This window comes from Spectribacter acetivorans, from assembly GCF_031846305.1.
Taxonomy (GTDB): domain Bacteria; phylum Pseudomonadota; class Gammaproteobacteria; order Nevskiales; family Salinisphaeraceae; genus Spectribacter; species Spectribacter acetivorans.
In genome coordinates this window covers 26,207-44,723 of sequence record NZ_JAVRHY010000006.1, presented here as the reverse complement: position 1 = coordinate 44,723, position 18,517 = coordinate 26,207, and the positions used below count along the sequence as shown (strand labels likewise).

Below are 18,517 nucleotides of genomic sequence, written 5' to 3'. Positions count from 1 at the left end.
GGATGTCGGACAAGCCGCTTTTCAAGGTCGGGGACACGGTGAAGCACCGGAAGGGTGAGGTGTACCTCATCACCGGCACACCGGACAAGGTCCGGCTGGAGGCTGGTAACACGCCCGCGTATCGGTACGAGACGCTCTATGGCGAGATGGCGGGTGTCGAGTGGGTTCGTGATGCCGCGGAGATGGAGGACGGCCGCTTCACCAACATCGCGCTGAACCCTGCCAGCGAAGACACGGTATTCCGGAGCCGGATTCTGGTGACGGTTTACGGAAAGGGTATGGCTGCCGGGCAGGACATGAGTCTCGGGGAAATCGCCCGGGAAATGTACGACGGTGACCTGATCGGTTTGGCCGAACGGGTTGGCGACACACCAATGATCGATGGCCAGGTGCGAGAAGCTCTGATGGAGATCGGAAACGACGGCAGCTTCTTCGAGACGGTCTGATGCCGGTGGGCTGTTGCAGGCATAGCCGTCAATGACTCAATCAAGGCCGCCTTCGGGCGGCCTTTTCATGGCAAGCGGCGTTGCGAATTCCACGGTTCGGGGGATCATTGATGGGTGCGCATTTGGCGCATCTATCAAGCTAGGAGACGGAACAATATGAGCGATCGATTCTATGGCTCGGTGAGATTTCACCGGCTTGCGCTGACCATTGAGCCAGTGGTCCAAGCACTGATGCAGGAATTTGAAGCCGAGCGAGCCGAGGTGATTGATCTGGATCTACCCTGTGACATCTGGATCGATGACGACCCGAGCACAAGCGAGATCATCATGATCGGCGATCCGAGCGCAAACATGGGTGAGCTGAAGCGGGTGGAAGAGGTTCTCATGGCCTGCGGCGTTGCTTACGACGCTGGATCGGAGGGGAAGTACGAGTATCCCCCTGAAGCCCGTTGGTGGCGGCCGGGAATGAAGGAAAGTGGTTATCAGATAACGAACCCGGATGGGCAGCCATACCTGACCCACATGGAGCTCCAGGAAACGCTGGAATCTGTGTCGAAGGAAAGCGACCCGAGCGTTGTCCGGGAAAGAATGTGGGCGTTGATTCCGCCGACCGAAATGAAAGAGCAGCCGCTCACAAACGCGATGTACGAGGGCAAGAAGCCGGTTGAAATCACGTTTGGCTCGCAGGCAGAGCTTGACGCATGGCTGGCGCCGCGGCAAACCGAGGTTGCCCCCTATGGCGTGGTTTCCCCTGAGGGCGTAACCCCGATCAAGCTGTTGTGCCACAAGACACATATCGAATAACGGGGCAGTCGTTGGTATGGGCCGTGATTCGGCGGGCTTTTAGAGCGCAGTGAGTCGCATCGTCGGCTTAGCCTTTCAGGCTATGACCGACCGATGCCACGACAATGATTGATGCCCCTGAGCCCCCGCCGGAAAAGTGCTACGTCCGATTCCGGGGAGGAACAGACCCCGCCTATGTCCTGGCTATGCCGAAGTGCGTGGATGCCACGGTGCGCGAGTTCGCGGTGCGGGAGTATGGAGCGCCGGCCGTCGCACTTCGCGCTGCAACAACATGGCGAGATGACCGACTGCCGCCCCGTTATCTAAAAGCTGTCGCCGTGGCTGAGCGGGAGGGTTGTGACCCGCGGCCACAGTGGGACGAGCCCGGGGTCGGGATGATCGTCGGCAAGAACGAAATCAAGGGGTTCCATGCGTGGGGCTACGATGCCACCGGCAAACAACTTACAGCGGGTCGTTTCCCGGTCGAAGTCGGTAACTGGCAGGCTGCCTTGCGCCAGGCCGTGGAGGCGCGTCGAGATCTGGGGCGCCGGTTCTGGGGTGATGAAGGTCTGATGTCGACCGATGACTGGGTTGAGGTGCTCAGCTTCGGGGTGAAGGCAGGCAGGCCTAAGACAGGACCATTGGAGCTGTCCAATATCGGTCACCCGGGGACTATCAACAAGATACAGGATAACGGGTGGCAGGCCGCATTGAATCGAAGTGGGCGCCGCTGGACGAAATACTTTGCCTGGAAGGAATACGGCGGCAGCCCAGTGGCCCGGGCAGCGGCCATGCTCTGGTTGTTTCGATGCGATGAGCATTTGAAGTCGTTGGGTGTCATCCGGCAACGAACAAGGCCAAGTGAGGGAGGTATCAGCCGGTTTCTGAAACGGCGGACAAAAACCGGGGAGATGATCGTGACCTACGGGGTCGCGGTGAAGGTTGATGGCCGGAGTCGGCGCTTGGAATTCGAGATCGGGCCGGTTGACTCAGTGACCGATGAGCAGGAGAGCTTCACCTCGAATCTCGCGATGGCTTGCCGCCGTGAGTTCCTTCAATCCGAGGAAAAGGGTGTCTCTTTCGACCGAAAAAGATGGGTTGGCTGGAAGAAAAAATATGGGTTCCCAGGCCAGCCTTGCATTTCTGGAAATTCCAGGACACTTGATAAGGCTTGAGACCATCTAGGTGCCGATTCTTCCTGTCAGAGACACAACCTTAGTTTTGGAGCTTGAAAGTATGAGCATTGAATTGCTTGTTGCCTTGATAATTATTGGCCTGGCCCTTGCCACATCTGTCTATCTCGTTCAGCCAAAGAAGGTGGCTACAGTCACCCGACTTGGGAAGTACGTGCGAGCGGGCAGGCCAGGTCTGAATTTCAAACTGCCTTTCTTAATCGAACAGGTAGACGTGGAACTGGCGACCGCGCTGCTCCAGCAGGTCGAAAACGTGCGTGTGAAGACCAAGGACAATGCATACGTCGACATGCCGATACAAATCTTCTACCAGGTGGACGAGTCGACGAACGACAATGTGGGCAGGGCGGCCTACAACCTAGAAGACCCGTCAAGCCAGATCATCCAGTTGGCTGCCAAGGAGGTGCGATCGCACGCGACCTCCATGACCCTTGACGAGCTTTTCATGGACAAGGACAGCATGGAAAAACGGGTCAAGGAGGACCTGGAAGAGTTCGTGGGCAATAACGGCTACCACATCCACAACGTGGTGATCGACGAGCCCACCCCCAGCGAGGAGGTCCAACGGGCTTCCAACGATGTGATCGCCTCACAACGACTGCAGGATGCGGCGACCGCCAAGGCCGAGGCGATTCGGATCGAGCGAGTTGGTGAAGCAAGGGCCGATGCCGAAGCACTGACGGAGCGGGCCAAGGCTTTCTCCAGCTCACGCGAAATCATTTCCAAAGGTATGGCCGATGCCGCGGACGCCATGCGAAATCGCGTCACCGGGCTGGATGACGCTGACATCATCCGGGTACTCGAAGGCGTGGACTGGCGGGATGCGCTGATCTCGTGCTCGAAAGGCCCGGGTTCGGTGATTATCGATACAGCGCGGGAAGGTCACGGGCTGGCCGAGACCGCCGGGTTCATTCAGTCGCAGATTGATAGGGCCACGAAAGCCCCGGCCTCGACTGAAGGCTTGTCGAAGCCGGAATCTCCGGCAGCCGGCGGCGCTACCGAAGCGGTGGTCGAGAGTTCAGAAGAATACGCAAACGACGAGAGTTGATCTTGTCGGGGTGACCGGGAAGGCCGCGGGCTGCATGGCTCGCGGCCATTTTTCATGGGCGCGTGATTGACGCTTCGGGGGTGCCTGCGTTGTGCGGCGTCGGGGCTTGCTGGTCAGCGTGAAACTGATCCATTGCCTTTTGCTCATCGATCGTGAACTGGGGGGTGAGAGGGTTCTGGCATTGGCCGCAGATGAGGCTGACGCCGTACTTCGCCCAGGCGTTGATCTTGCACTGCGGGCATCGGTACTTGACCTTGGCGCGCTTGATCCGCTGAACGATGTCATCGAGCGATTCGGCGTTGCCCGGCGGCGGCGGCAGGTCCTCAACGACGACTGGCCCCCTGTCGGTGGCGGCGTAATCGACGGACAGCAGGGCGCCCTCCCCCTCGGGCTTGGCCGGATCGTCAGGCCGAAACTTGTGAAGCGTATTGACCAGGTCGGGATCGACTCTCTGGTCTGGGAAACGGTCATACCACTCCATACGAAAATCGGTGGTAATCAGCGCCTCACAGAGCTGATCGAATCGGCCCTCATGCACGATCAGGTGGGTGACCTTCTCGCCTGTCATGGGGGCCCCTGGCCTGCCCGTGACTGTCGGTCGAAGTCCGACAGCAAGCATCTTCCTGGCCCACTCCCTGTTGTGGTAAGCGCGTCGGCCTGGCCGACCGTGGTGCGCCTGCCACTGATGAACCATCTCGTGCACCAGGGTCGACAAGGTGTCCGGGATTGGCCGGAGACCGAAGTAGTTGGGGTTCATCGCGATCTCATCCGCCTTGTCTTGCTTGCGGGTACCGAATCTCTGCGAGCAGAAGTACCCGTAGGTCTTTTTCTTGCGCTGCAGGGTGAGCATGGCGCCGGGTAGCGCACTGTCGAAAAGACGCTCGTTGAAATAGTCGTAGGCGTAGGTGAGGGCGGAATAGGTCTGGCTGGTGGACTGCCTGGCGGCGTCACTCATGTTGGTTCCTTTGGATCGTACGATCCAAAATTAACAGAGATATTCGCCCATTGTTGTTGAGCTGGGGATGACGGGCGTAAACCCACTGCGGGGCAAGGGTTTTTCTTGGGTTGCAGTTTCAGACAGGTCCGTAACCTTGAGGGCATGGCGCTCTGGCCATGAACCACAAGGAGACGAGGATGAAACCACACGAGACGGCCGCTTTCGAACTCATGCAGATTGCCTATGCGCACGCCTTCCACGAAACCAAGGACGTGCCCATGTCCCTCTCAGAGCTGCCCGAAGATCTACGCAAGCGCTGCGGCGAGCTGGCCGACTATTTCAAGAGCTTCGCGACGGCTGGATCTGATTCACGATTCATGGTCGGTTGCCTGGATGCCATCATTCCCGGCGGGGCTTCGGTAACCCAGGAAGCACCCGGGCCGCGCGGCACGAGCTGGTGGATGGATGAGGTCAAGGGGTTCAGTTTCTTGCATGTCGAATCACTGTTGACCGGGCCCTGTACGGAGGGGCGTGAAATGGTGATGGTGCGCACGCCTTCCGGGGCGCTGGCGAGATACATGATTTCGCGGTCTCAGGACGATGCCTGGGCGGACAATGATCTACAGGATTTCATCTGGGAAGCCAGCGACAATATCAGTGGGTGCATGGCCGAGATGTTGGAGCGTGAGGCCGAGACGCTGGAAGCCGAAGCCAAGGCCCGGCGGGCGGTGGCGAAACGGCTGGATTCGGATGTGACCCTCGCCAAACTGCTGGAGCGTTTCGGTAGCGAAGAAGCGCTGTTACAGAAGGTCGGGGCGATCACTGTCGAGGCGCCCGGCGCCGTTTCGACACTCTTCACTGGGGTGGCAGACCCGGAGGACGCGCTCAGGGCACTCGATATTGAGTGGACCCGGGTGATGCGGTGGACAGATCAGGACTCGGGAGTAACCAGACACTTCCTGGACGGGGATGAAGAGGTGGCGTCGAGCACCGATAGCCGAAGAGCCGTCGGTTGGTTGACCATCCATCGACGCTGGTTCGATTTCGAGAATGCTCATCCCGAAGTCAAGGAAGAGGGAGCAATGACGTGAGCTTCAAGTCGTCCCTATGGGTAATCGGTGCTGCCTCTGTTGTGTTTACGGTTTGCAGCGTGATTTTGCTGTCAACCGGTTACCGGGGTTTCGGCGAGATTGCCGAGGTCCTCGGTCTATCGTGGAGCGACACGAGATGGATGCTCAACACCTACCACAAGTCGGCTTACTGGATGATGGGCTTCGGGGTGGGGGCTGGCCTCATTGGGCTGGTGTTTCTCGGGATGGACAAAGTCCGGCCGGGGGATGGGAATGTGGTGTGCGTTGTTTCAGCAACAAGCCTGCTCAGCAGCTTGGTTCTGTTCTTGGCTGTCTGCGCATGGTTTGCAGGCAGTAGTGGGCTGATGCTGAAGCTGTCCATGACGCACGAGATCGAAGTCGATGGGAATCGAGTCGTGCTCTCCGGGGCCGTTCCGCCCGATCTTGAAGAGCGAATGAGAAAGGCAATACAGGGCGCCTCTGGGGTGTCCATACTGGAGCTCGCTGCCAACGAAGGCGGCGCCCTGAATTACCTGGAGTCCACCAGGGATTATCTGGTCGGGGAGGGTGTCAGGCGGGCGGTGGTGACGGGGCCATGCGGTTCCGCGTGTGCACTTTTGGCATTGATGATGCCGGAAGCCTATGTCGCAAACCGAGGCCGACTGGGGTTCCACCAGACATCCAGCGGCACAAAGCTGCGAGAGCAAAATACCGAGTTACGGGAAAGCCTGATAAGGGCCATAGACCGACAACGCGGGAACGGTGAGCTGGTGTCTGCATTGAGCGTGGGCGAGCCAATCGTCTATCAGCCGAGGGGTTTTCTGCTCGATCGGGGATTGATCGACGGGTGCTGGGATGAGAAGGCGGGTGAACCCGCCAGATGCCGCGATATTCCGGAAGGTCCATTCGGGCTGGCAGAGGGCGGCTTGCAATAGTTGTTCGCCGGGATAGCATAATGATTCAGGCGTGTGGACCGGGCAAGGCAAACTCAAGTTGATTGAGGGCACTTCCGGGTTGGACGGGGTGCTCTGGTAATCACTCACGCACCGGAAAATACGCCAACCATGGGCCGCCAGTCGTAATGCTGGCGGCCTTTTTTGTGGCCGTAGGCCGATAGTGATGGCTGACCCTTATGGGGTAACCCGCGTGTTGCCGGGTGCCCATATAAGGGTGGCATTGCCGCCAAACAGGGCAGGCAAGCATCTCGTTTCATCAGGCTGTCAACGCCTTGCTGTTTCACCGATCCGTGGGATTCTGGAGATCGGGCGATTGGCCCTAATCTCATGAATCCAAGGAGAAAACGATGAGTGAAACTTTCCGCTTGAATATCGAATGCGATGACGAGTTCATGTCGATGCCCGGTCAGGTCGAGGTGACCCTGAACCACGAGGCCAAAGACATCATCCGAAAGGCCGCACGAGCAATCAAGGAGGATGGCGCCAGCGAGGTTCGCTATGCCTTCTCGGCAGGTTGGCCGGAAGATGACGACGAGCCGGGTGACGCAACTATCCATCGGGTGGAGTGCGTTGAGCTGGTGATTGAGGGCTCGGTGGCCTCGAAAGCGGTGCGTCAGGTTCGGGTGACGGGGCTCGACAAGTATTCCCCGGCACGGGTGTGGAGTGAGGCGCTGCCGCGGGACGTGATCGAGCAGGTGGTCAACGAGGGCAATGGCGCCGGCAGCTGATTCGCGCAGAAAGACGGGGGTAGCCGGTGGGGTTTACCCTGCCGCTCCCCCGCTGCGGCGGGAGAAAATTCAAGCCATGAACAAACAGATGAGTACCGAAGTCCCAGAAGCCGCTGAGCCAGAGATGGCCAGAGGGTGCGAGCTATTCAGTGGATACAAGAACGAGGAAACGGTGCTCGTGGGTCGGGCTCGGGTCCTGTGTCAGGTAGCCCATGCTGGTCAAATCAGGAAATACACCGGCGAGCGATACGAAAACCATCCTTTTGAGGTAGCAAGACGGGTGGCAAGAGTGGGGGGTAGTCCGGCGATGATTGCCGCGGCACTGCTGCATGATGTGGTCGAAGACAGCGAATACAGTATCGGCTTTATTGCTCGCCATTTTCCCCGTCAAGTGGCAGAGATGGTTGGAGAGCTCACCGGCGTGCCAAGTGGGCTCGGTTACAGCCGCCGGGCTCGAAAGGCCATGGATCGTGCCCGAATGGCCGCGGCATCGGAGGGGGCCCAGACCATCAAGCTGGCGGATATCAGCCACAACACCGAGTCGATTGTGGTTCACGACCCCAGATTCTCACGAGTCTACCTGACCGAGTGTGCGGGATTGCTATCGATTCTGGACCGAGGGGACCAGGGTTTGTGGCGCTCGGCTTACGAAGGCATCAAGGCGGGGGCAGACCAGATTGGCATCTTGCTGCCAGGGGCCGACAGGCTCGACGCATTGGCGCGACGCTAAACGCCGGGAACAGGGCGGGGCCGCGATAGGCCTTAGAGGGCGAACCAACCATTGTTGTTGACCTGTTGACCCCAGCTGGTGTTTCGAGCCTGGCGCGCCTTCTTCTCGGCTTCACGCGCACGTTTGGCCACGATCTGTGGCGTGGGTTCGCCAATGTGGGTGCCGCCTTCAAGGGTATAGCCCTGCCAACGGGTATCCGGGTGCAGCGTCAATGAGCCGGCGATGTGACGAAAGTCCTCGCGGTCAATGTGGTTGATATGGACGTAGCTGCGCTCCGGGTTACGGAGGTCGCAGTTCACCGATTCCACATACATGTCGCGATAGGCGGTGTCATTGAAGAGCCCCATGGGGTCATCGAGGGCGTCGCACTCCAACAGCGAACCACTGAAAAAGTTGAGTGTGAACGGCTCAAGTCGTCCGGAGGCCGGATGGCGCAGACTCATCGATGCCCGCAGGCCGCTGCGTAGCGCGTAAACAGACTTCAGTCGCAGTTCGTAGGGTGGCTTGGATTTGGTCATTACGTCTCCGTTTGATCGCCTTTCAAGTGGCGGTTTCTCTTTATTCTAAGGGTGTTGGGTAAACCGCAAGTGCCGTGATCTTGGGTGGTCGGATGGGGCTTGCATTCTGCGAAGGCGGCGTAACGTGAATCTCACAAGGAGATTTGCGCTATGCATGACCCGGTACTTTTCCTGGCAAAACAGGACCGACGTTTCGCCCGATCCATTGGCATGGAGCGCGTGCTGCACCCGCGGCGCCACATCCCGGCCTCCCCGCTGATCGTGTTGCTCGAACAGCTGCCCATGCGTGAACGGCTGCTCTATCAAGGCGTGACCGTGGACCGGGAACTTGGCTATCGGGGTAGTCGACGTTTCCCGTCTGCCGAGGCGCTACTGAAGTGGCTCAAGCCCGGTGACGGGGAGTCGCCCGAGCGATCCTGGCGGGACCGAGAGTTTTCGCAACGGTTGACCCGGGAGGATCTGGTTCGTGCGTGCGCTCGGGAGCCCGATCCACTGGCGATCGAGGCCTACGCCCGACGATTCCCCCTGTATCGATAACAAGCTTTGCGGCTGCGGCCGCCTCAACAAAAGGATGTATACACGATGTACGACGTATTCCTGGCTGGCCTGATGTTAAAAGGGCCCATGCAATTGAAGCCGGCGGACCGAGACCCGGCGGTGGCCACAGCCACGGCGAATCTGAAGCTGATTCGATCGATTCAGGTGGCCGAAAAAGCGCAGGATGATGGCGCTTACGAGTCTGCGCTTAACGCGTACGGCAAGGCCTGTGGGGTCAACATCGACGAAAACGTGGCCTTCGAGGTGACGCGGGAATTCGATGATATCGACGAGTGGGGTGACGCTCGAATCTCGTTAGAGGCCGAAAAGATCGTTGAGGCTGGGATCGACGCCTGGTGTGATAACCCGGTATACGACAAGGCCTGGCGGCAATTCGGGGAAGAGGTCGTGGTGTTTGCAGGCGGCAGTACGGATAACGGTGATTTCTGCGGCAACGAGCCCATGGACAGCTCGTATCGGCGCCTGAACCGGATGATGCTGGTCGGCGCGCATCGCGTGATGGGCATCGAGTAATCCGATCGCCATGGCGAATATCCAGGGATTGACCGATCACGCGAGGGAGCGACTGGCGCTGAGAAGCACCTTGAGTGATGGCGCGCTGATGTCGATACTCAACCACGGTCGATATAGGACGCTGACGCGAAGCGCGTCAAGATCGCATCGCTATCGGCTGATCTATGACGGGGAGGCTGAGCGTTTCCTTGTTGTGGTCGAGACAGCGGATGACTGGGTGAAGACCGTACTGCCACTGGAATACTGGGAGGCGTGGCCCGGGGCCAAGGGTGGCGCGACGCCGGATGACCGGGCCGCGGCGCTGCGGGAGGCGGGCTGCTCTGTCCAGCAGGTACAGGCCGAGCGCCAGGCCGGCGAAGCGACGACGGTGGTGCGAGTGTCAGGGCGTTACCTGGCCGACGGGAAACTGAGGGTGCACAAGATCGGGCGAGTGGTGTTGCCAGCGAAAGCCACCGAGTTTGACTCGATCGAGGCCATGGCAAGGCATCCGGAATTCATCCCCGCGGTCGAGGACCTGATGGAGGCCCGCGGCAGTGTGTGGCCGCCGTTTTTCGACCTGCTGCTGCGGGTGGAGAAACAATACGTCGACGTGCATGTGCCGCGATTATGCCCGATGGATCCGGACGCCGCGGCCGGCATACAGCGATGGTCTGATCAGCGTTTGTCCCGATAGGGGCTCGACGACATAACAGGGCGGCTCAGGCCGCCCTTTTTCGTGGGATTTCGGGCCTTGCGGTTTGTCTGACCGGTGCGATTCTGATGGCCACAAGGAGGACGTACCGATGATTCAGACTAAGACCTTTGCAGAAGTGAGCACCTGCCACATCGACGAAGCCACCGCGCAGGTGCTCGATGAGGTGGCAGAAGGCACCCGAAATGACCTGTGCCTGACGGTATTACGCGATGAATACCGCTATGTGGTCCTGACCTGGCCGAGTGAAATCGCCAGAGCCAAGGCGGCGATGCCGGCCCCGTTGAAGGCGGTGCTCGATTTCGTCGAACTCCGCGGCGTTTATGACCTGATTCTGGACCGGGACGCGGACCCGGTTGAAGGCCTGCCGGTCTACGACTGGTAGTGCTGCGCCGGGGTAGGGCCGGCGAATGCGGCGTGATCAGACGCGCATTGGCCGGCCACCGCCCCAACCCCCAACGAGACAATATCGGTCGACCGGCGCGATCACTCGCCCTGCCGGCCAACAAATACCGTGAGGACGATGCGCATGAGTGAACAAATGCTTTGCCGTGTGAAGAACACCGTGGACGCCACCTATGGGATCGCCCAGATGGTGACGGAATCGGGTCAGGTGAAATGGGTGGATTTCGGTGACGGACTGGAGGGCGTGCGGGGGCGGAGCCTGCTTCCGTTGCCGCCCCAGATCGTGGCCTCGGTGAGTGTGGAGGCGTGGGTGCGAGATGTGGCCATGGAGATCGCCCAGCAGAAGATGGATGTAACCCTCGAGGTGCTGTGTCTGTCCCACGAGGACCTGATCACGATGGAGGACAACCGGGAGACCTCCGATCTCCTGGTGGTCGAGACGCTTGATCACGACGGGCCGCGGTCGGTGAGTGTGGTCGAATCCATCGAGGCCTTTTTCGGGGTGAACAACCTCGAGGAGATCACCCAGGACATGCTTGAGTCTGCCCGCCGGGGGCTGATGGATTCGCTGGCGTTCGCTAGCCGTGAGGGATGCCCGGGCGAAGCCCGCCTGGCCAAGGCGCTGTCCGCGTTCTACCACCAGGTGGTCGATTTGCCGGTCCAGCCGGGCGAGGCATTGGGGCGAATGGCAGGTACGGCTGGCTATGTGCATCTGAACAACGGCCGGCAGGTGGCGATCGATGAGGCCGGCTTTGGATGCGTGGAATGCAAGATCAGCCTCGACGGCCTGATGCGTCGAAGCCGAACCGACGCAATTCACTGGCTTTCTCACCAAGCCTTCGGCGGCCATCAGGCGAAGGCCGTCTCCTACGAAGTGATCGGCGGGCAACACAAGGAAGTCCGGCTGCGCGTGAGGGGGTATCTGAAAGGTGCGGTGACCGATGTGACGGCGACCGGGGAAGCCCGGGCCTGACGGGTTGCAGTCTGCGAATCGCGACTAACCTGGAAACAGATCAATACGATCTGTCACCCATCAAGGAGAGATAGATGAGTAAAAAGAACATTCTGGCGGTGTGCGGTGTCGCCTATCTGAAAGTGGAGTGCCCGGTCTTTGTGGAGATCGACGATTCCGCTCAGGATACGGACCGCGCGATGATTGCCGAGGCGGTGGCCCGGGAACTCGACGGTGGCACATACGTCGCGGAGCCCGATTACTGGGAGGAGGGCGAACCAACCTTCGAGGTCTGGGATGACCCCAGCGCCACCCCCCATTACCGGGTGCGGGTGGAAGATGGCGGCCTGCTGGTGGATGAGAAAGCGTTGCCGGCGAATGCTGTCAACAGCGCGGATTTCAGCGACAGGGATGAGGTCTCGGTGGCGCTGGCCGACGGCTGGAGCCTGCGCTCGGGTGTGTATAAGCCCGATGATTCGGATGCCCTGACAAGCGGCGAATACGTGCGACTCTGCCGCCCGGATGGGTCAGAGTACCAATACTGGGACCAGAGCGAATGGCAGGAGGACCCGGGGTTGGTGATGGGCGCCATCATGAATGCCGCGGCGGGGCTTCGCTTCACCGATGCGGTGGAGGGCTGACCGATGGCGCAAACGAGGCATTTCAGCGTGATGGTCAAGGCCGTGGTCAACGTGCGCAGCGTGACCTTCGAGGCGGACAACGAGCAGCAGGCGCTGGAAAAGGGAGAGGCCCTGGCGAGGAAGATGGACCCTGTTCTTAACGAGTGGCGGCCCAAGCTGAGCGGTTATCCCGAGGTGGAGTCGGTCCAATACGTCGATGAAATCGAGGCGCTGCTCGTGGATGAATTTGATGAAAACGGGGATCGGATTGGTGACGGCGAGGTGTATGACGTAACCGGCGCGCCACTGGTCAGTGAGTCCTGCCCATGACTTGGAGAAACTGCATGAGATGGCTGGTTAGCAATATCGTGGTGGCCGTGGCGATCCTCGGGGCGAGCGACTATTTTGGACTGAAGTTCGAGAATGGACTGGTTGCCAGCGCAATCGGCTGGGCAATCATCTGGGCGGCTATCGACCTGCATAGGCGACTTCGCGGCGGGCCGCGGCCGCAGCGAGCACCGGAGACGTGGTGAGCGCCGCCATTGGGGAGCGCGTGGGCGCAGTGATGTCCGCCGATGAAGCGACCGTCCGGCTTTATGGCTTCGGCCGTTACGCGGGTCATGAAGTGCCGCCCCCGGGGGTCAGCTTCCTCGGTCTGGACTTGCACGAGCTAGGTCATGAAAATCCGAAGATCGAGCTGGACAACGGCCAGGTCGTGTGGGGCTGCGAGTGCTGGTGGGGTGCTGAATCTCGGGTGCGGAAAATGATTGGGGAGCGCGCCGTGGTGATGGTCGATATCGAGAAAAGTCGCAAGGGATGAGTGGATCGCAGAGCCTTGACCCCTGGGGGAACGAACTCATCGACGGGGTGGAGCCCTGGTTCGGGCCTCGAAGCGGCTATCGAATCACTCAGGCCGATGGCAGCGCGGTACTGCTTTTCCATGAAGACTGCGGCGGGGCCGTGAGCGCCTATTGCCAGGCGAAGAAACAGGCGGTTGTGGCGAAGAAGCCGGCACCCGCGAAAACGGGCGCAGGCAGTGCGCGCAAGCGCCCCGCTAAAGCGAAACCGCGAGCGTCAACCAGCAACAAGGGGCATCAGCCTGTTGCGCCTACCAGGCGAGCAACGCGGGCGCAGGGGAAAGCCCCTGCCTACAGCGAGCCTCACCCGCGAATCCGCAAGGTCCGTTTCACACAGAACCCCAGATTCGGTGTGGTTGGGGTGACGTTGGGCAGCGCGAGTTCTGGCAAAGCGGAGGGGCTTCATTTCCTCGCGGGATGCGGGGGGTGCAAGGGAAAACACCATGAGTCCTTCTCGGCGGCCAAGTATGGCACCGAGCATGCGCTGTACCGGGCGATCGAATCTCGATTGAAGTGGGAGGTGGCACGCTACGGCGTGTCGCACCGAATGACGGCTCAGGAATGGATGCCGATTGCGATGCGATGCCTGACGCAATTCGTGTTCGCCGGCAAGCCGACCCGGATTGATGAGCTGGACGTACCTGGCAGCTTCTACGAAAAGGATGGTGTCTGGTATGCCAGTGTTGGTGAACGGACAGCACGATTCGATAATGCCGCCTATGCGCACCGGAATGAAGCCCGGGGAGCGTCCATTCGATGGTGTATGAAGCAAGGTGGGGACTGGGATAAGGCCCTGATCAAGCGGTGCGTGAGTCCTGACAAGCCGGTGAGTAAAACCCCGCGTTACTGGACCCGCAGCATCCAGAAGGCCAATGCCGGGCGGCAGCACTATGTGGTCTACCACGTACGACCACCTGGCCAGACTCGACCGAGGGGAATCAGCCTCTACCTTGGGAAGGTGGGCGAGATCACGCGCCGCATGGAAACCCGGGCCGCGGATTTTGCCGATCGCTGTATCGAAGCCTGGCGCGACGCACAAGAAAACGGCGGTGAGTTCGACTTGAATGCCTGGCACAAGGCATGGCGCCGGGGGCGGTAAGAAGCCGGTTGCATGTGGTCAGGCTCATGGCAAGTTGGCGTCATGGATAACGCCGAAAACAAAACAGAAAGCGCTCGCGGGATTGCCAACCCGAAAGCCCAGGACCAACAGGCGCTATGGTCGCTGTACTTCGAGTCTGATTCGATCGGTGGCGTCAAACTCCAGGTGGGACGCCTCCATGTTGGAACGCTGGTCGTGGTCTGCCGGCATTGCGGCAAGCATGTTCGGGGTCGTAGTGTTAGAGGTGCGATTACGCATCACGATGACGGCATGGTGGAAATAAGCGGCGCTTGCTGGTGTCGGGGGTGCGTGGCGCTCTCGCCGTTCTATCTGCGACTTCGAGACGAGCGTGGTCGGTTATGGCTGCTCTTGTTCATCAACGACGTGGGTTGGCGCTCGGGCTATGTCCGGCTCGAACAGGGCCATCACAAGGGCAAAGGGCGCCGATCGCTGCCTCGGTTGAACCTGGTTAGCCTGGCCCTGACAGGGCGTCTGAATGACTGGGCCTGGCGTTGGACTGGGCCGGCGATTTTCGCTTCAGTGTGCGTTGCCTTCTGGATGGGTTCGTAACCATGTGGCTGGCGCAGTACCGGGTGAAGCAAGGCAGCCCTTGGGAAACCCTGGGAGACCGAAACTGGCGATCGCAGGAAGGCGCGAAGGCGGCCTGCAAGAAATTCCTCGCGGGCAATCCCGAGATCCGATCCACTGTGGCATTTCGCACGATTGTCGACGATGGTAGCGGCGTGATCTACCAGGAATGCCAACCCCCTCACCGAAGCAGACTGGTGTGGCGGGATGTTCCGTGGCCGGCGATTGACGAGCGATTCCGGGTGCACTGAGGGGGTTATCAGGGTCTCGCGGGGTCTGGTTGGCCCGCCCTGTATGAGTTCGCATCCTGCCCGGCCGAATCGGCTATAACTCGTGCCCCCAATATCCGGCGAGCGGGTTGGTGCGACCAGCGGGCTTTTCCTTGACCCAAGGGCCGGGCGGATCAGCGTGTCCATCCCATTCTCTAAGGGCTTTTGCCGCGGAGGGGTAATCCGGGTAGCAAAATCGGTGGGAATACCTGGTCGGGCCTATGTCCACGATCAGGCCTACCGTGAACAACATGGGTGAGAGCCCGCACCAACCCAACTGCTCGTTGATCCAGCGAGGTTCGGCATAGCCCATCGCCTTGATGGTATCCGCGCTGAGCGCGGATTTCGTGCTGTCTGAGTGGGCCATGTGCCGGGCGTTCAGGCCGAGTTCATCTGGTCGATCACGGACGCCGAATTGGTATCGAAATGCAGGTCCAGGCAGTGCTCAATCGCTGCCTTGGCACCACCGTATTCCCAGACATCGATCTCACCGGTATCGATAAACCGGTGCAACAGCGCCAGCACCTTGTCAGGGGCAAACTTCTCCTTGGCGTCTTCGATGCGGGTCTCGGATGCCCGGGGGTGATGCTTGATCGGGTTGTAGGCGAGAAGGTCCGGGCGGTGAACCGTCACCGCATCGCTTACCTTATCGGAGATAAGGAGGGTGATTCGGTCGCCAAGTTCCGATCGAATCTTGCGGGCTTGGGACGTCATATAATCGCGAGCCTTATCAAGGTCGGACAGTCGCCACGTATGGCGCGGGTGGCTTTGCAAGAATTGAAGGGAACTCACGAAATCAAGTTCGATGGCGTCCCAGGTTATGCTGCTGTTGTGCGTGAACTGGATGACCGGTTCGTCCTCCTCGATCCAGTATCGATCGTCCATCACGAGGTACTGACTTGCCCGGGACTGGATATCCTGGACGGCCGCAGCTTTGGCGTCCTGGAATGTCCGGTCGAAAGGGGCTTCGTTGCGGTATTCGGGGTCGCGCCCGAAGGAGCCTATGGATTCCTGACCCGGATCGATCTGGTAGAAACCACGCCGACTGGGAGAGACGTCGATCGCAGAGACTTCGCGGTATAGCTTCCCCTCGTAGCCGTAAAGGGCAATGGTGCCTTGGAGACGGGTTTGATACTCCAGTACCCGGGGGGCGATGACGCTGGCCTCAGGGATGCCCACGGTGATGGTGTGGTGCTTTTCCTGCCAGCGGGGCTTTCGGCAGCGCGGCGGAATGCCCCATTCGTGAGTGATGAAAGACGCTTTGATTCGCATGTTGTGTAAACCTCCTTTAAGTCAATCTTAGGTGGCTACACGAAACTGCAAGCGGGAATTCTTCTGGCGTCTTCTCGGTCGTTTTCGATCCGACCTCAGAGCGATTTGTGAGGGTTCTGGCTGCTGAGATTCGTTGCCGGCAATGCCTGCGTGTCGTCGACTGGTTCTGTCTCGACAGGCTCGCGAGCATTGATGATGGGTAAAAGCTGGTCGCGGAGGTCCTGGACCGAGTACGCGCGTTGGGCGCGGATGCGAATCAGCGGCAGACCGACGGCCTCAGCGACAAAATTCTTGTCGTGATCCCGTTTTTTCTGTCGGTCGCGCTTGTGGCTCTTGTCGTCGAGCTCGATAGCCCCGAGTGGACGAAAGGTGATGGGATGACAGAGCACGAAATCCAGGTGCTTCTGCTGGATACGGCCGCGAGCCTGGCCGCGGGCTTTGGGGGTGAGTCCGCGCTGGAGCTTGATCACGTCTTCCAGTCGAACCTGGGCGAAGACGAGTGCTGCGCCGCCGATGGCCTGGGTGAGAACACGGAAAAACGACTGCTCCGCCTTCGACAGGAGGCTATCGGTCAGCCGATAGGCCGGCAGAGGGCTGCCGCCTGACGATCGCAACAGTATTGTTGCCAGCCGGGCCAGTCCAGCCAGCGCGGCAACCAAAACCAGGGGGATCAGAAGAGTGAGTAGGCCCGAGGGCAGGGTAGTTTCGAACATTGTGTGCGTTGCCTGTGTTTCTGGTTGGACTCTGACATCGGTGGAGGCGGGGGGCTGAGGGTAAACGGGCTCTCGAAGGCCGGCTTTCGGGCGTTGCGTTTCCGTGAACGTGATCGATGCTATCTCCTACAGCGGAGATAGGACGTAATCCCATGGAAAAGCTGCAGAAGAAACTTGGGCAATACTTCACGCCGGCCTGGGCTGCCGAGCTGATCGTGCAGAAATTTTTCCCCGATCTGAAGCCGGGCGATGTGGCGCTGGAGATGTGCTGCGGCGAGGGCCGCTTTCTCCAGGCGCTGCCGGCGGGTGTACGCGGGGTGGGCGTCGAGATCGACCCGGAGATGGCTGCCAGGGCTCGGGAGCGCACCGGTGCCACTGTGATCGAGGGCGATATCCGCAGCGTGAACCTGTCGGGTATTCAGCCGTCTTGTGTGATCGGGAATCCACCCTTCGAGATGTCGATTCTGGATTGCGTCCTGCAGCGGGCCCATGCGTTGCTGCCCGACGACGCCCGGGCGGGTTTCATCTTGCCGGCCTACACGTTCCAGACGCCCTCAAGGACTCTGCGCTACCACGAGCAGTGGAGCATCCAGGCGGATCATTTGCCACGAACGCTTTTCCCGGGCCTGAGTAAACCGCTGGTGTTTGCCGTGTTCACGAAGGAGCGCGAGCGCAGGCTGGTGGGCTTCGCCTTCTACGAGGAGACGGCAAGCATTGCCCGGGTGCGAGAGAAATTCCGGTCGATCCTGGAGTCTGCCCAGGGCTCGGTCTGGCGCGAGGCGATCGCCGCGGCGCTGGTCGAGCTTGGAGGCGAGGCAAGCTTGTCGGAAATCTACGGCGTGCTTCAGGGCAAGCGCCCGACGCCTAACGAGTTCTGGCAGGCCCAGGTGCGCAAGGTGGTCAATGCCTTCTGCGATCGGACCGGGCCGGGGACCTATGCCCTTCCCGGGTGGCACGGCGAGAGAGTCCCGCAACCCATGGCCGCCGCCGCCGGCGCCGGACTGATGGCTGATCTTTTCGCGTAATGGATTCCGGGTCTGGCGACGGACGTGGTTAGGCGCGTGCATTTTCCGCGGCCCGTTCGATACTGGTGACAACCAACAGGAGGACGACCATGCAACACGTCAACTGCCCGAAGTGCGATAGCGAGAACACCGAATCCCACGAGATCACGGCCGATGGCCCGGATCATTTCTGCATGGAGTGGAGCTGCGACGACTGCGGCACGCTCTGGGCGCAGGACTACGCGGTGGAGTACACCCCCACCGAGGCCCGGGTGATCGAGCCGGCGAAAGCGGCATGAGCGTTACCCGCCGCCTTTTCGGTGGTCTGATCGCCGGCCTGGAGCGCCTGGGCGTGGACTGCAGCGAGGACGCCAACGTCGATGACGGGCTGGCGCTGTTTGTCTTCACGCCCTTGGCGTTCATGGCCCTCGCGGCGCTGTTCTTCCAGCCGTGGCTTGCGCCGGTGCCGGTGGCTGTCCTCGCGCTGGTCTACTGGCGGTATGTGCGTTACCTGCGGGCGCGCACAGAGCGGAAGTTCGGCGAATGACTCGGGTCAGGGGTGATGGT

General features: G+C 60.3%; 27 protein-coding genes. 23 read left to right on the top strand and 4 right to left on the bottom strand.

Features of this window, described 5'->3' with window-relative positions:
- Nucleotides 1–2 precede the first annotated feature (2 nt).
- The 4 genes from RM531_RS08325 to RM531_RS08310 all read left to right on the top strand — a co-directional run bounded on the left by RM531_RS08325 (nt 3) and on the right by RM531_RS08310 (nt 3,470).
- Nucleotides 3–446: a hypothetical protein gene (locus RM531_RS08325; protein ID WP_311658602.1), complete on the top strand. Its 444-nt coding sequence runs from the start codon at nt 3–5 to the stop codon at nt 444–446.
- A gap of 156 nt (nt 447–602) precedes the next feature.
- Nucleotides 603–1,250 carry a hypothetical protein gene (locus tag RM531_RS08320; RefSeq protein WP_311658601.1) on the top strand — a complete coding sequence of 216 codons (648 nt, stop codon included), beginning with the start codon at nt 603–605 and terminating at the stop codon, nt 1,248–1,250.
- A gap of 104 nt (nt 1,251–1,354) precedes the next feature.
- A complete protein-coding gene (locus RM531_RS08315) occupies nt 1,355–2,404 on the top strand; it encodes a hypothetical protein (protein ID WP_311658600.1) in 1,050 nt (349 codons plus the stop codon).
- Between the two features lie 61 nt (nt 2,405–2,465).
- Nucleotides 2,466–3,470, top strand: coding sequence for an SPFH domain-containing protein (locus RM531_RS08310; protein WP_311658598.1), 1,005 nt, complete (start codon nt 2,466–2,468; stop codon nt 3,468–3,470).
- A gap of 52 nt (nt 3,471–3,522) precedes the next feature.
- On the opposite strand, the gene RM531_RS08305 is transcribed toward RM531_RS08310, so the two are convergent.
- Entirely contained in the window at nt 3,523–4,425 is a 903-nt protein-coding gene (locus RM531_RS08305; RefSeq protein ID WP_311658597.1) for a SprT-like domain-containing protein, read from the bottom strand.
- 179 nt (nt 4,426–4,604) lie between these two features.
- Here RM531_RS08305 and RM531_RS08300 point away from each other — a divergent pair, with 179 nt between their 5' ends.
- The 4 genes from RM531_RS08300 to RM531_RS08285 all read left to right on the top strand — a co-directional run bounded on the left by RM531_RS08300 (nt 4,605) and on the right by RM531_RS08285 (nt 7,891).
- Nucleotides 4,605–5,498, top strand: coding sequence for a hypothetical protein (locus RM531_RS08300; RefSeq protein ID WP_311658596.1), 894 nt, complete (start codon nt 4,605–4,607; stop codon nt 5,496–5,498).
- Nucleotides 5,495–6,412: a hypothetical protein gene (locus RM531_RS08295; RefSeq protein ID WP_311658595.1), complete on the top strand. Its 918-nt coding sequence runs from the start codon at nt 5,495–5,497 to the stop codon at nt 6,410–6,412. The genes RM531_RS08300 and RM531_RS08295 overlap by 4 nt, the downstream gene beginning before the upstream one ends.
- 368 nt (nt 6,413–6,780) lie before the next feature.
- Nucleotides 6,781–7,161, top strand: a complete 381-nt coding sequence (locus RM531_RS08290; protein WP_311658594.1) for a hypothetical protein — start codon at nt 6,781–6,783, stop codon at nt 7,159–7,161.
- Between the two features lie 76 nt (nt 7,162–7,237).
- Complete coding sequence (locus RM531_RS08285; protein WP_311658592.1) at nt 7,238–7,891, top strand: HD domain-containing protein; 654 nt, start codon at nt 7,238–7,240, stop codon at nt 7,889–7,891.
- A gap of 32 nt (nt 7,892–7,923) precedes the next feature.
- Here the strand turns inward: RM531_RS08285 and RM531_RS08280 are convergent, their stop codons facing one another.
- Nucleotides 7,924–8,409, bottom strand: coding sequence for a hypothetical protein (locus tag RM531_RS08280; protein WP_311658591.1), 486 nt, complete (start codon nt 8,407–8,409; stop codon nt 7,924–7,926).
- 150 nt (nt 8,410–8,559) lie between these two features.
- Between RM531_RS08280 and RM531_RS08275 the strand changes: the two genes are divergently transcribed.
- The 12 genes from RM531_RS08275 (at nt 8,560) to RM531_RS08220 (ending at nt 14,943) form a co-directional block, all read left to right on the top strand.
- On the top strand, nt 8,560–8,946 hold the full coding sequence (locus tag RM531_RS08275; RefSeq protein WP_311658590.1) for a hypothetical protein: 387 nt from the start codon (nt 8,560–8,562) through the stop codon (nt 8,944–8,946).
- Between the two features lie 45 nt (nt 8,947–8,991).
- Nucleotides 8,992–9,480 (top strand): hypothetical protein, encoded by a 489-nt coding sequence (locus RM531_RS08270; RefSeq protein WP_311658588.1) that lies wholly within the window; start codon nt 8,992–8,994, stop codon nt 9,478–9,480.
- A 10-nt stretch (nt 9,481–9,490) separates the two neighbouring features.
- Complete coding sequence (locus RM531_RS08265; protein ID WP_311658586.1) at nt 9,491–10,153, top strand: hypothetical protein; 663 nt, start codon at nt 9,491–9,493, stop codon at nt 10,151–10,153.
- A gap of 109 nt (nt 10,154–10,262) precedes the next feature.
- Nucleotides 10,263–10,556 carry a DUF5983 family protein gene (locus RM531_RS08260; protein ID WP_311658584.1) on the top strand — a complete coding sequence of 98 codons (294 nt, stop codon included), beginning with the start codon at nt 10,263–10,265 and terminating at the stop codon, nt 10,554–10,556.
- A 144-nt stretch (nt 10,557–10,700) separates the two neighbouring features.
- Nucleotides 10,701–11,549 (top strand): hypothetical protein, encoded by an 849-nt coding sequence (locus tag RM531_RS08255; protein ID WP_311658583.1) that lies wholly within the window; start codon nt 10,701–10,703, stop codon nt 11,547–11,549.
- A 74-nt stretch (nt 11,550–11,623) separates the two neighbouring features.
- Nucleotides 11,624–12,169 carry a hypothetical protein gene (locus tag RM531_RS08250; protein WP_311658582.1) on the top strand — a complete coding sequence of 182 codons (546 nt, stop codon included), beginning with the start codon at nt 11,624–11,626 and terminating at the stop codon, nt 12,167–12,169.
- 3 nt (nt 12,170–12,172) lie between these two features.
- Entirely contained in the window at nt 12,173–12,478 is a 306-nt protein-coding gene (locus tag RM531_RS08245) for a hypothetical protein (RefSeq protein ID WP_311658581.1), read from the top strand.
- A 14-nt stretch (nt 12,479–12,492) separates the two neighbouring features.
- Entirely contained in the window at nt 12,493–12,681 is a 189-nt protein-coding gene (locus RM531_RS08240) for a hypothetical protein (RefSeq protein WP_311658580.1), read from the top strand.
- Nucleotides 12,678–12,968, top strand: a complete 291-nt coding sequence (locus tag RM531_RS08235) for a hypothetical protein (protein ID WP_311658579.1) — start codon at nt 12,678–12,680, stop codon at nt 12,966–12,968. The genes RM531_RS08240 and RM531_RS08235 overlap by 4 nt, the downstream gene beginning before the upstream one ends.
- The gene (locus tag RM531_RS08230; protein WP_311658578.1) at nt 12,965–14,104 is read left to right on the top strand and encodes a hypothetical protein; all 1,140 of its coding nucleotides are present in this window, start codon (nt 12,965–12,967) and stop codon (nt 14,102–14,104) included. The genes RM531_RS08235 and RM531_RS08230 overlap by 4 nt, the downstream gene beginning before the upstream one ends.
- Nucleotides 14,105–14,146: 42 nt before the next feature.
- Entirely contained in the window at nt 14,147–14,674 is a 528-nt protein-coding gene (locus RM531_RS08225; protein WP_311658577.1) for a hypothetical protein, read from the top strand.
- 2 nt (nt 14,675–14,676) lie between these two features.
- Entirely contained in the window at nt 14,677–14,943 is a 267-nt protein-coding gene (locus RM531_RS08220; protein WP_311658576.1) for a hypothetical protein, read from the top strand.
- 396 nt (nt 14,944–15,339) lie between these two features.
- Here the strand turns inward: RM531_RS08220 and RM531_RS08215 are convergent, their stop codons facing one another.
- Together RM531_RS08215 and RM531_RS08210 are read right to left on the bottom strand one after the other, a co-directional pair.
- Nucleotides 15,340–16,233: a hypothetical protein gene (locus RM531_RS08215; RefSeq protein WP_311658574.1), complete on the bottom strand. Its 894-nt coding sequence runs from the start codon at nt 16,231–16,233 to the stop codon at nt 15,340–15,342.
- Between the two features lie 95 nt (nt 16,234–16,328).
- Entirely contained in the window at nt 16,329–16,946 is a 618-nt protein-coding gene (locus RM531_RS08210) for a DUF2726 domain-containing protein (RefSeq protein ID WP_311658573.1), read from the bottom strand.
- Nucleotides 16,947–17,098: 152 nt separating this feature from the next.
- Here RM531_RS08210 and RM531_RS08205 point away from each other — a divergent pair, with 152 nt between their 5' ends.
- The 3 genes from RM531_RS08205 to RM531_RS08195 all read left to right on the top strand — a co-directional run bounded on the left by RM531_RS08205 (nt 17,099) and on the right by RM531_RS08195 (nt 18,497).
- On the top strand, nt 17,099–17,971 hold the full coding sequence (locus RM531_RS08205; protein WP_311658571.1) for a class I SAM-dependent methyltransferase: 873 nt from the start codon (nt 17,099–17,101) through the stop codon (nt 17,969–17,971).
- Nucleotides 17,972–18,060: 89 nt separating this feature from the next.
- Nucleotides 18,061–18,249, top strand: a complete 189-nt coding sequence (locus RM531_RS08200; RefSeq protein WP_311658570.1) for a hypothetical protein — start codon at nt 18,061–18,063, stop codon at nt 18,247–18,249.
- Nucleotides 18,246–18,497: a hypothetical protein gene (locus tag RM531_RS08195; protein WP_311658569.1), complete on the top strand. Its 252-nt coding sequence runs from the start codon at nt 18,246–18,248 to the stop codon at nt 18,495–18,497. The genes RM531_RS08200 and RM531_RS08195 overlap by 4 nt, the downstream gene beginning before the upstream one ends.
- Nucleotides 18,498–18,517: the final 20 nt, after the last annotated feature.

Coding starts and splice junctions, on each gene's coding strand:
- RM531_RS08275 (WP_311658590.1), top strand. CDS start 8,560: ATGCATGACCCGGTACTTTTCCTGGCAAAACAGGACCGACGTTTCGCC.
- RM531_RS08210 (WP_311658573.1), bottom strand. CDS start 16,946: ATGTTCGAAACTACCCTGCCCTCGGGCCTACTCACTCTTCTGATCCCC.
- RM531_RS08220 (WP_311658576.1), top strand. CDS start 14,677: ATGTGGCTGGCGCAGTACCGGGTGAAGCAAGGCAGCCCTTGGGAAACC.
- RM531_RS08200 (WP_311658570.1), top strand. CDS start 18,061: ATGCAACACGTCAACTGCCCGAAGTGCGATAGCGAGAACACCGAATCC.
- RM531_RS08285 (WP_311658592.1), top strand. CDS start 7,238: ATGAACAAACAGATGAGTACCGAAGTCCCAGAAGCCGCTGAGCCAGAG.
- RM531_RS08230 (WP_311658578.1), top strand. CDS start 12,965: ATGAGTGGATCGCAGAGCCTTGACCCCTGGGGGAACGAACTCATCGAC.
- RM531_RS08205 (WP_311658571.1), top strand. CDS start 17,099: ATGGAAAAGCTGCAGAAGAAACTTGGGCAATACTTCACGCCGGCCTGG.
- RM531_RS08225 (WP_311658577.1), top strand. CDS start 14,147: ATGGATAACGCCGAAAACAAAACAGAAAGCGCTCGCGGGATTGCCAAC.
- RM531_RS08240 (WP_311658580.1), top strand. CDS start 12,493: ATGAGATGGCTGGTTAGCAATATCGTGGTGGCCGTGGCGATCCTCGGG.
- RM531_RS08260 (WP_311658584.1), top strand. CDS start 10,263: ATGATTCAGACTAAGACCTTTGCAGAAGTGAGCACCTGCCACATCGAC.
- RM531_RS08305 (WP_311658597.1), bottom strand. CDS start 4,425: ATGAGTGACGCCGCCAGGCAGTCCACCAGCCAGACCTATTCCGCCCTC.
- RM531_RS08270 (WP_311658588.1), top strand. CDS start 8,992: ATGTACGACGTATTCCTGGCTGGCCTGATGTTAAAAGGGCCCATGCAA.
- RM531_RS08325 (WP_311658602.1), top strand. CDS start 3: ATGTCGGACAAGCCGCTTTTCAAGGTCGGGGACACGGTGAAGCACCGG.
- RM531_RS08310 (WP_311658598.1), top strand. CDS start 2,466: ATGAGCATTGAATTGCTTGTTGCCTTGATAATTATTGGCCTGGCCCTT.
- RM531_RS08255 (WP_311658583.1), top strand. CDS start 10,701: ATGAGTGAACAAATGCTTTGCCGTGTGAAGAACACCGTGGACGCCACC.
- RM531_RS08320 (WP_311658601.1), top strand. CDS start 603: ATGAGCGATCGATTCTATGGCTCGGTGAGATTTCACCGGCTTGCGCTG.
- RM531_RS08300 (WP_311658596.1), top strand. CDS start 4,605: ATGAAACCACACGAGACGGCCGCTTTCGAACTCATGCAGATTGCCTAT.
- RM531_RS08290 (WP_311658594.1), top strand. CDS start 6,781: ATGAGTGAAACTTTCCGCTTGAATATCGAATGCGATGACGAGTTCATG.
- RM531_RS08245 (WP_311658581.1), top strand. CDS start 12,173: ATGGCGCAAACGAGGCATTTCAGCGTGATGGTCAAGGCCGTGGTCAAC.
- RM531_RS08315 (WP_311658600.1), top strand. CDS start 1,355: ATGATTGATGCCCCTGAGCCCCCGCCGGAAAAGTGCTACGTCCGATTC.
- RM531_RS08195 (WP_311658569.1), top strand. CDS start 18,246: ATGAGCGTTACCCGCCGCCTTTTCGGTGGTCTGATCGCCGGCCTGGAG.
- RM531_RS08215 (WP_311658574.1), bottom strand. CDS start 16,233: ATGCGAATCAAAGCGTCTTTCATCACTCACGAATGGGGCATTCCGCCG.
- RM531_RS08250 (WP_311658582.1), top strand. CDS start 11,624: ATGAGTAAAAAGAACATTCTGGCGGTGTGCGGTGTCGCCTATCTGAAA.
- RM531_RS08280 (WP_311658591.1), bottom strand. CDS start 8,409: ATGACCAAATCCAAGCCACCCTACGAACTGCGACTGAAGTCTGTTTAC.
- RM531_RS08265 (WP_311658586.1), top strand. CDS start 9,491: ATGGCGAATATCCAGGGATTGACCGATCACGCGAGGGAGCGACTGGCG.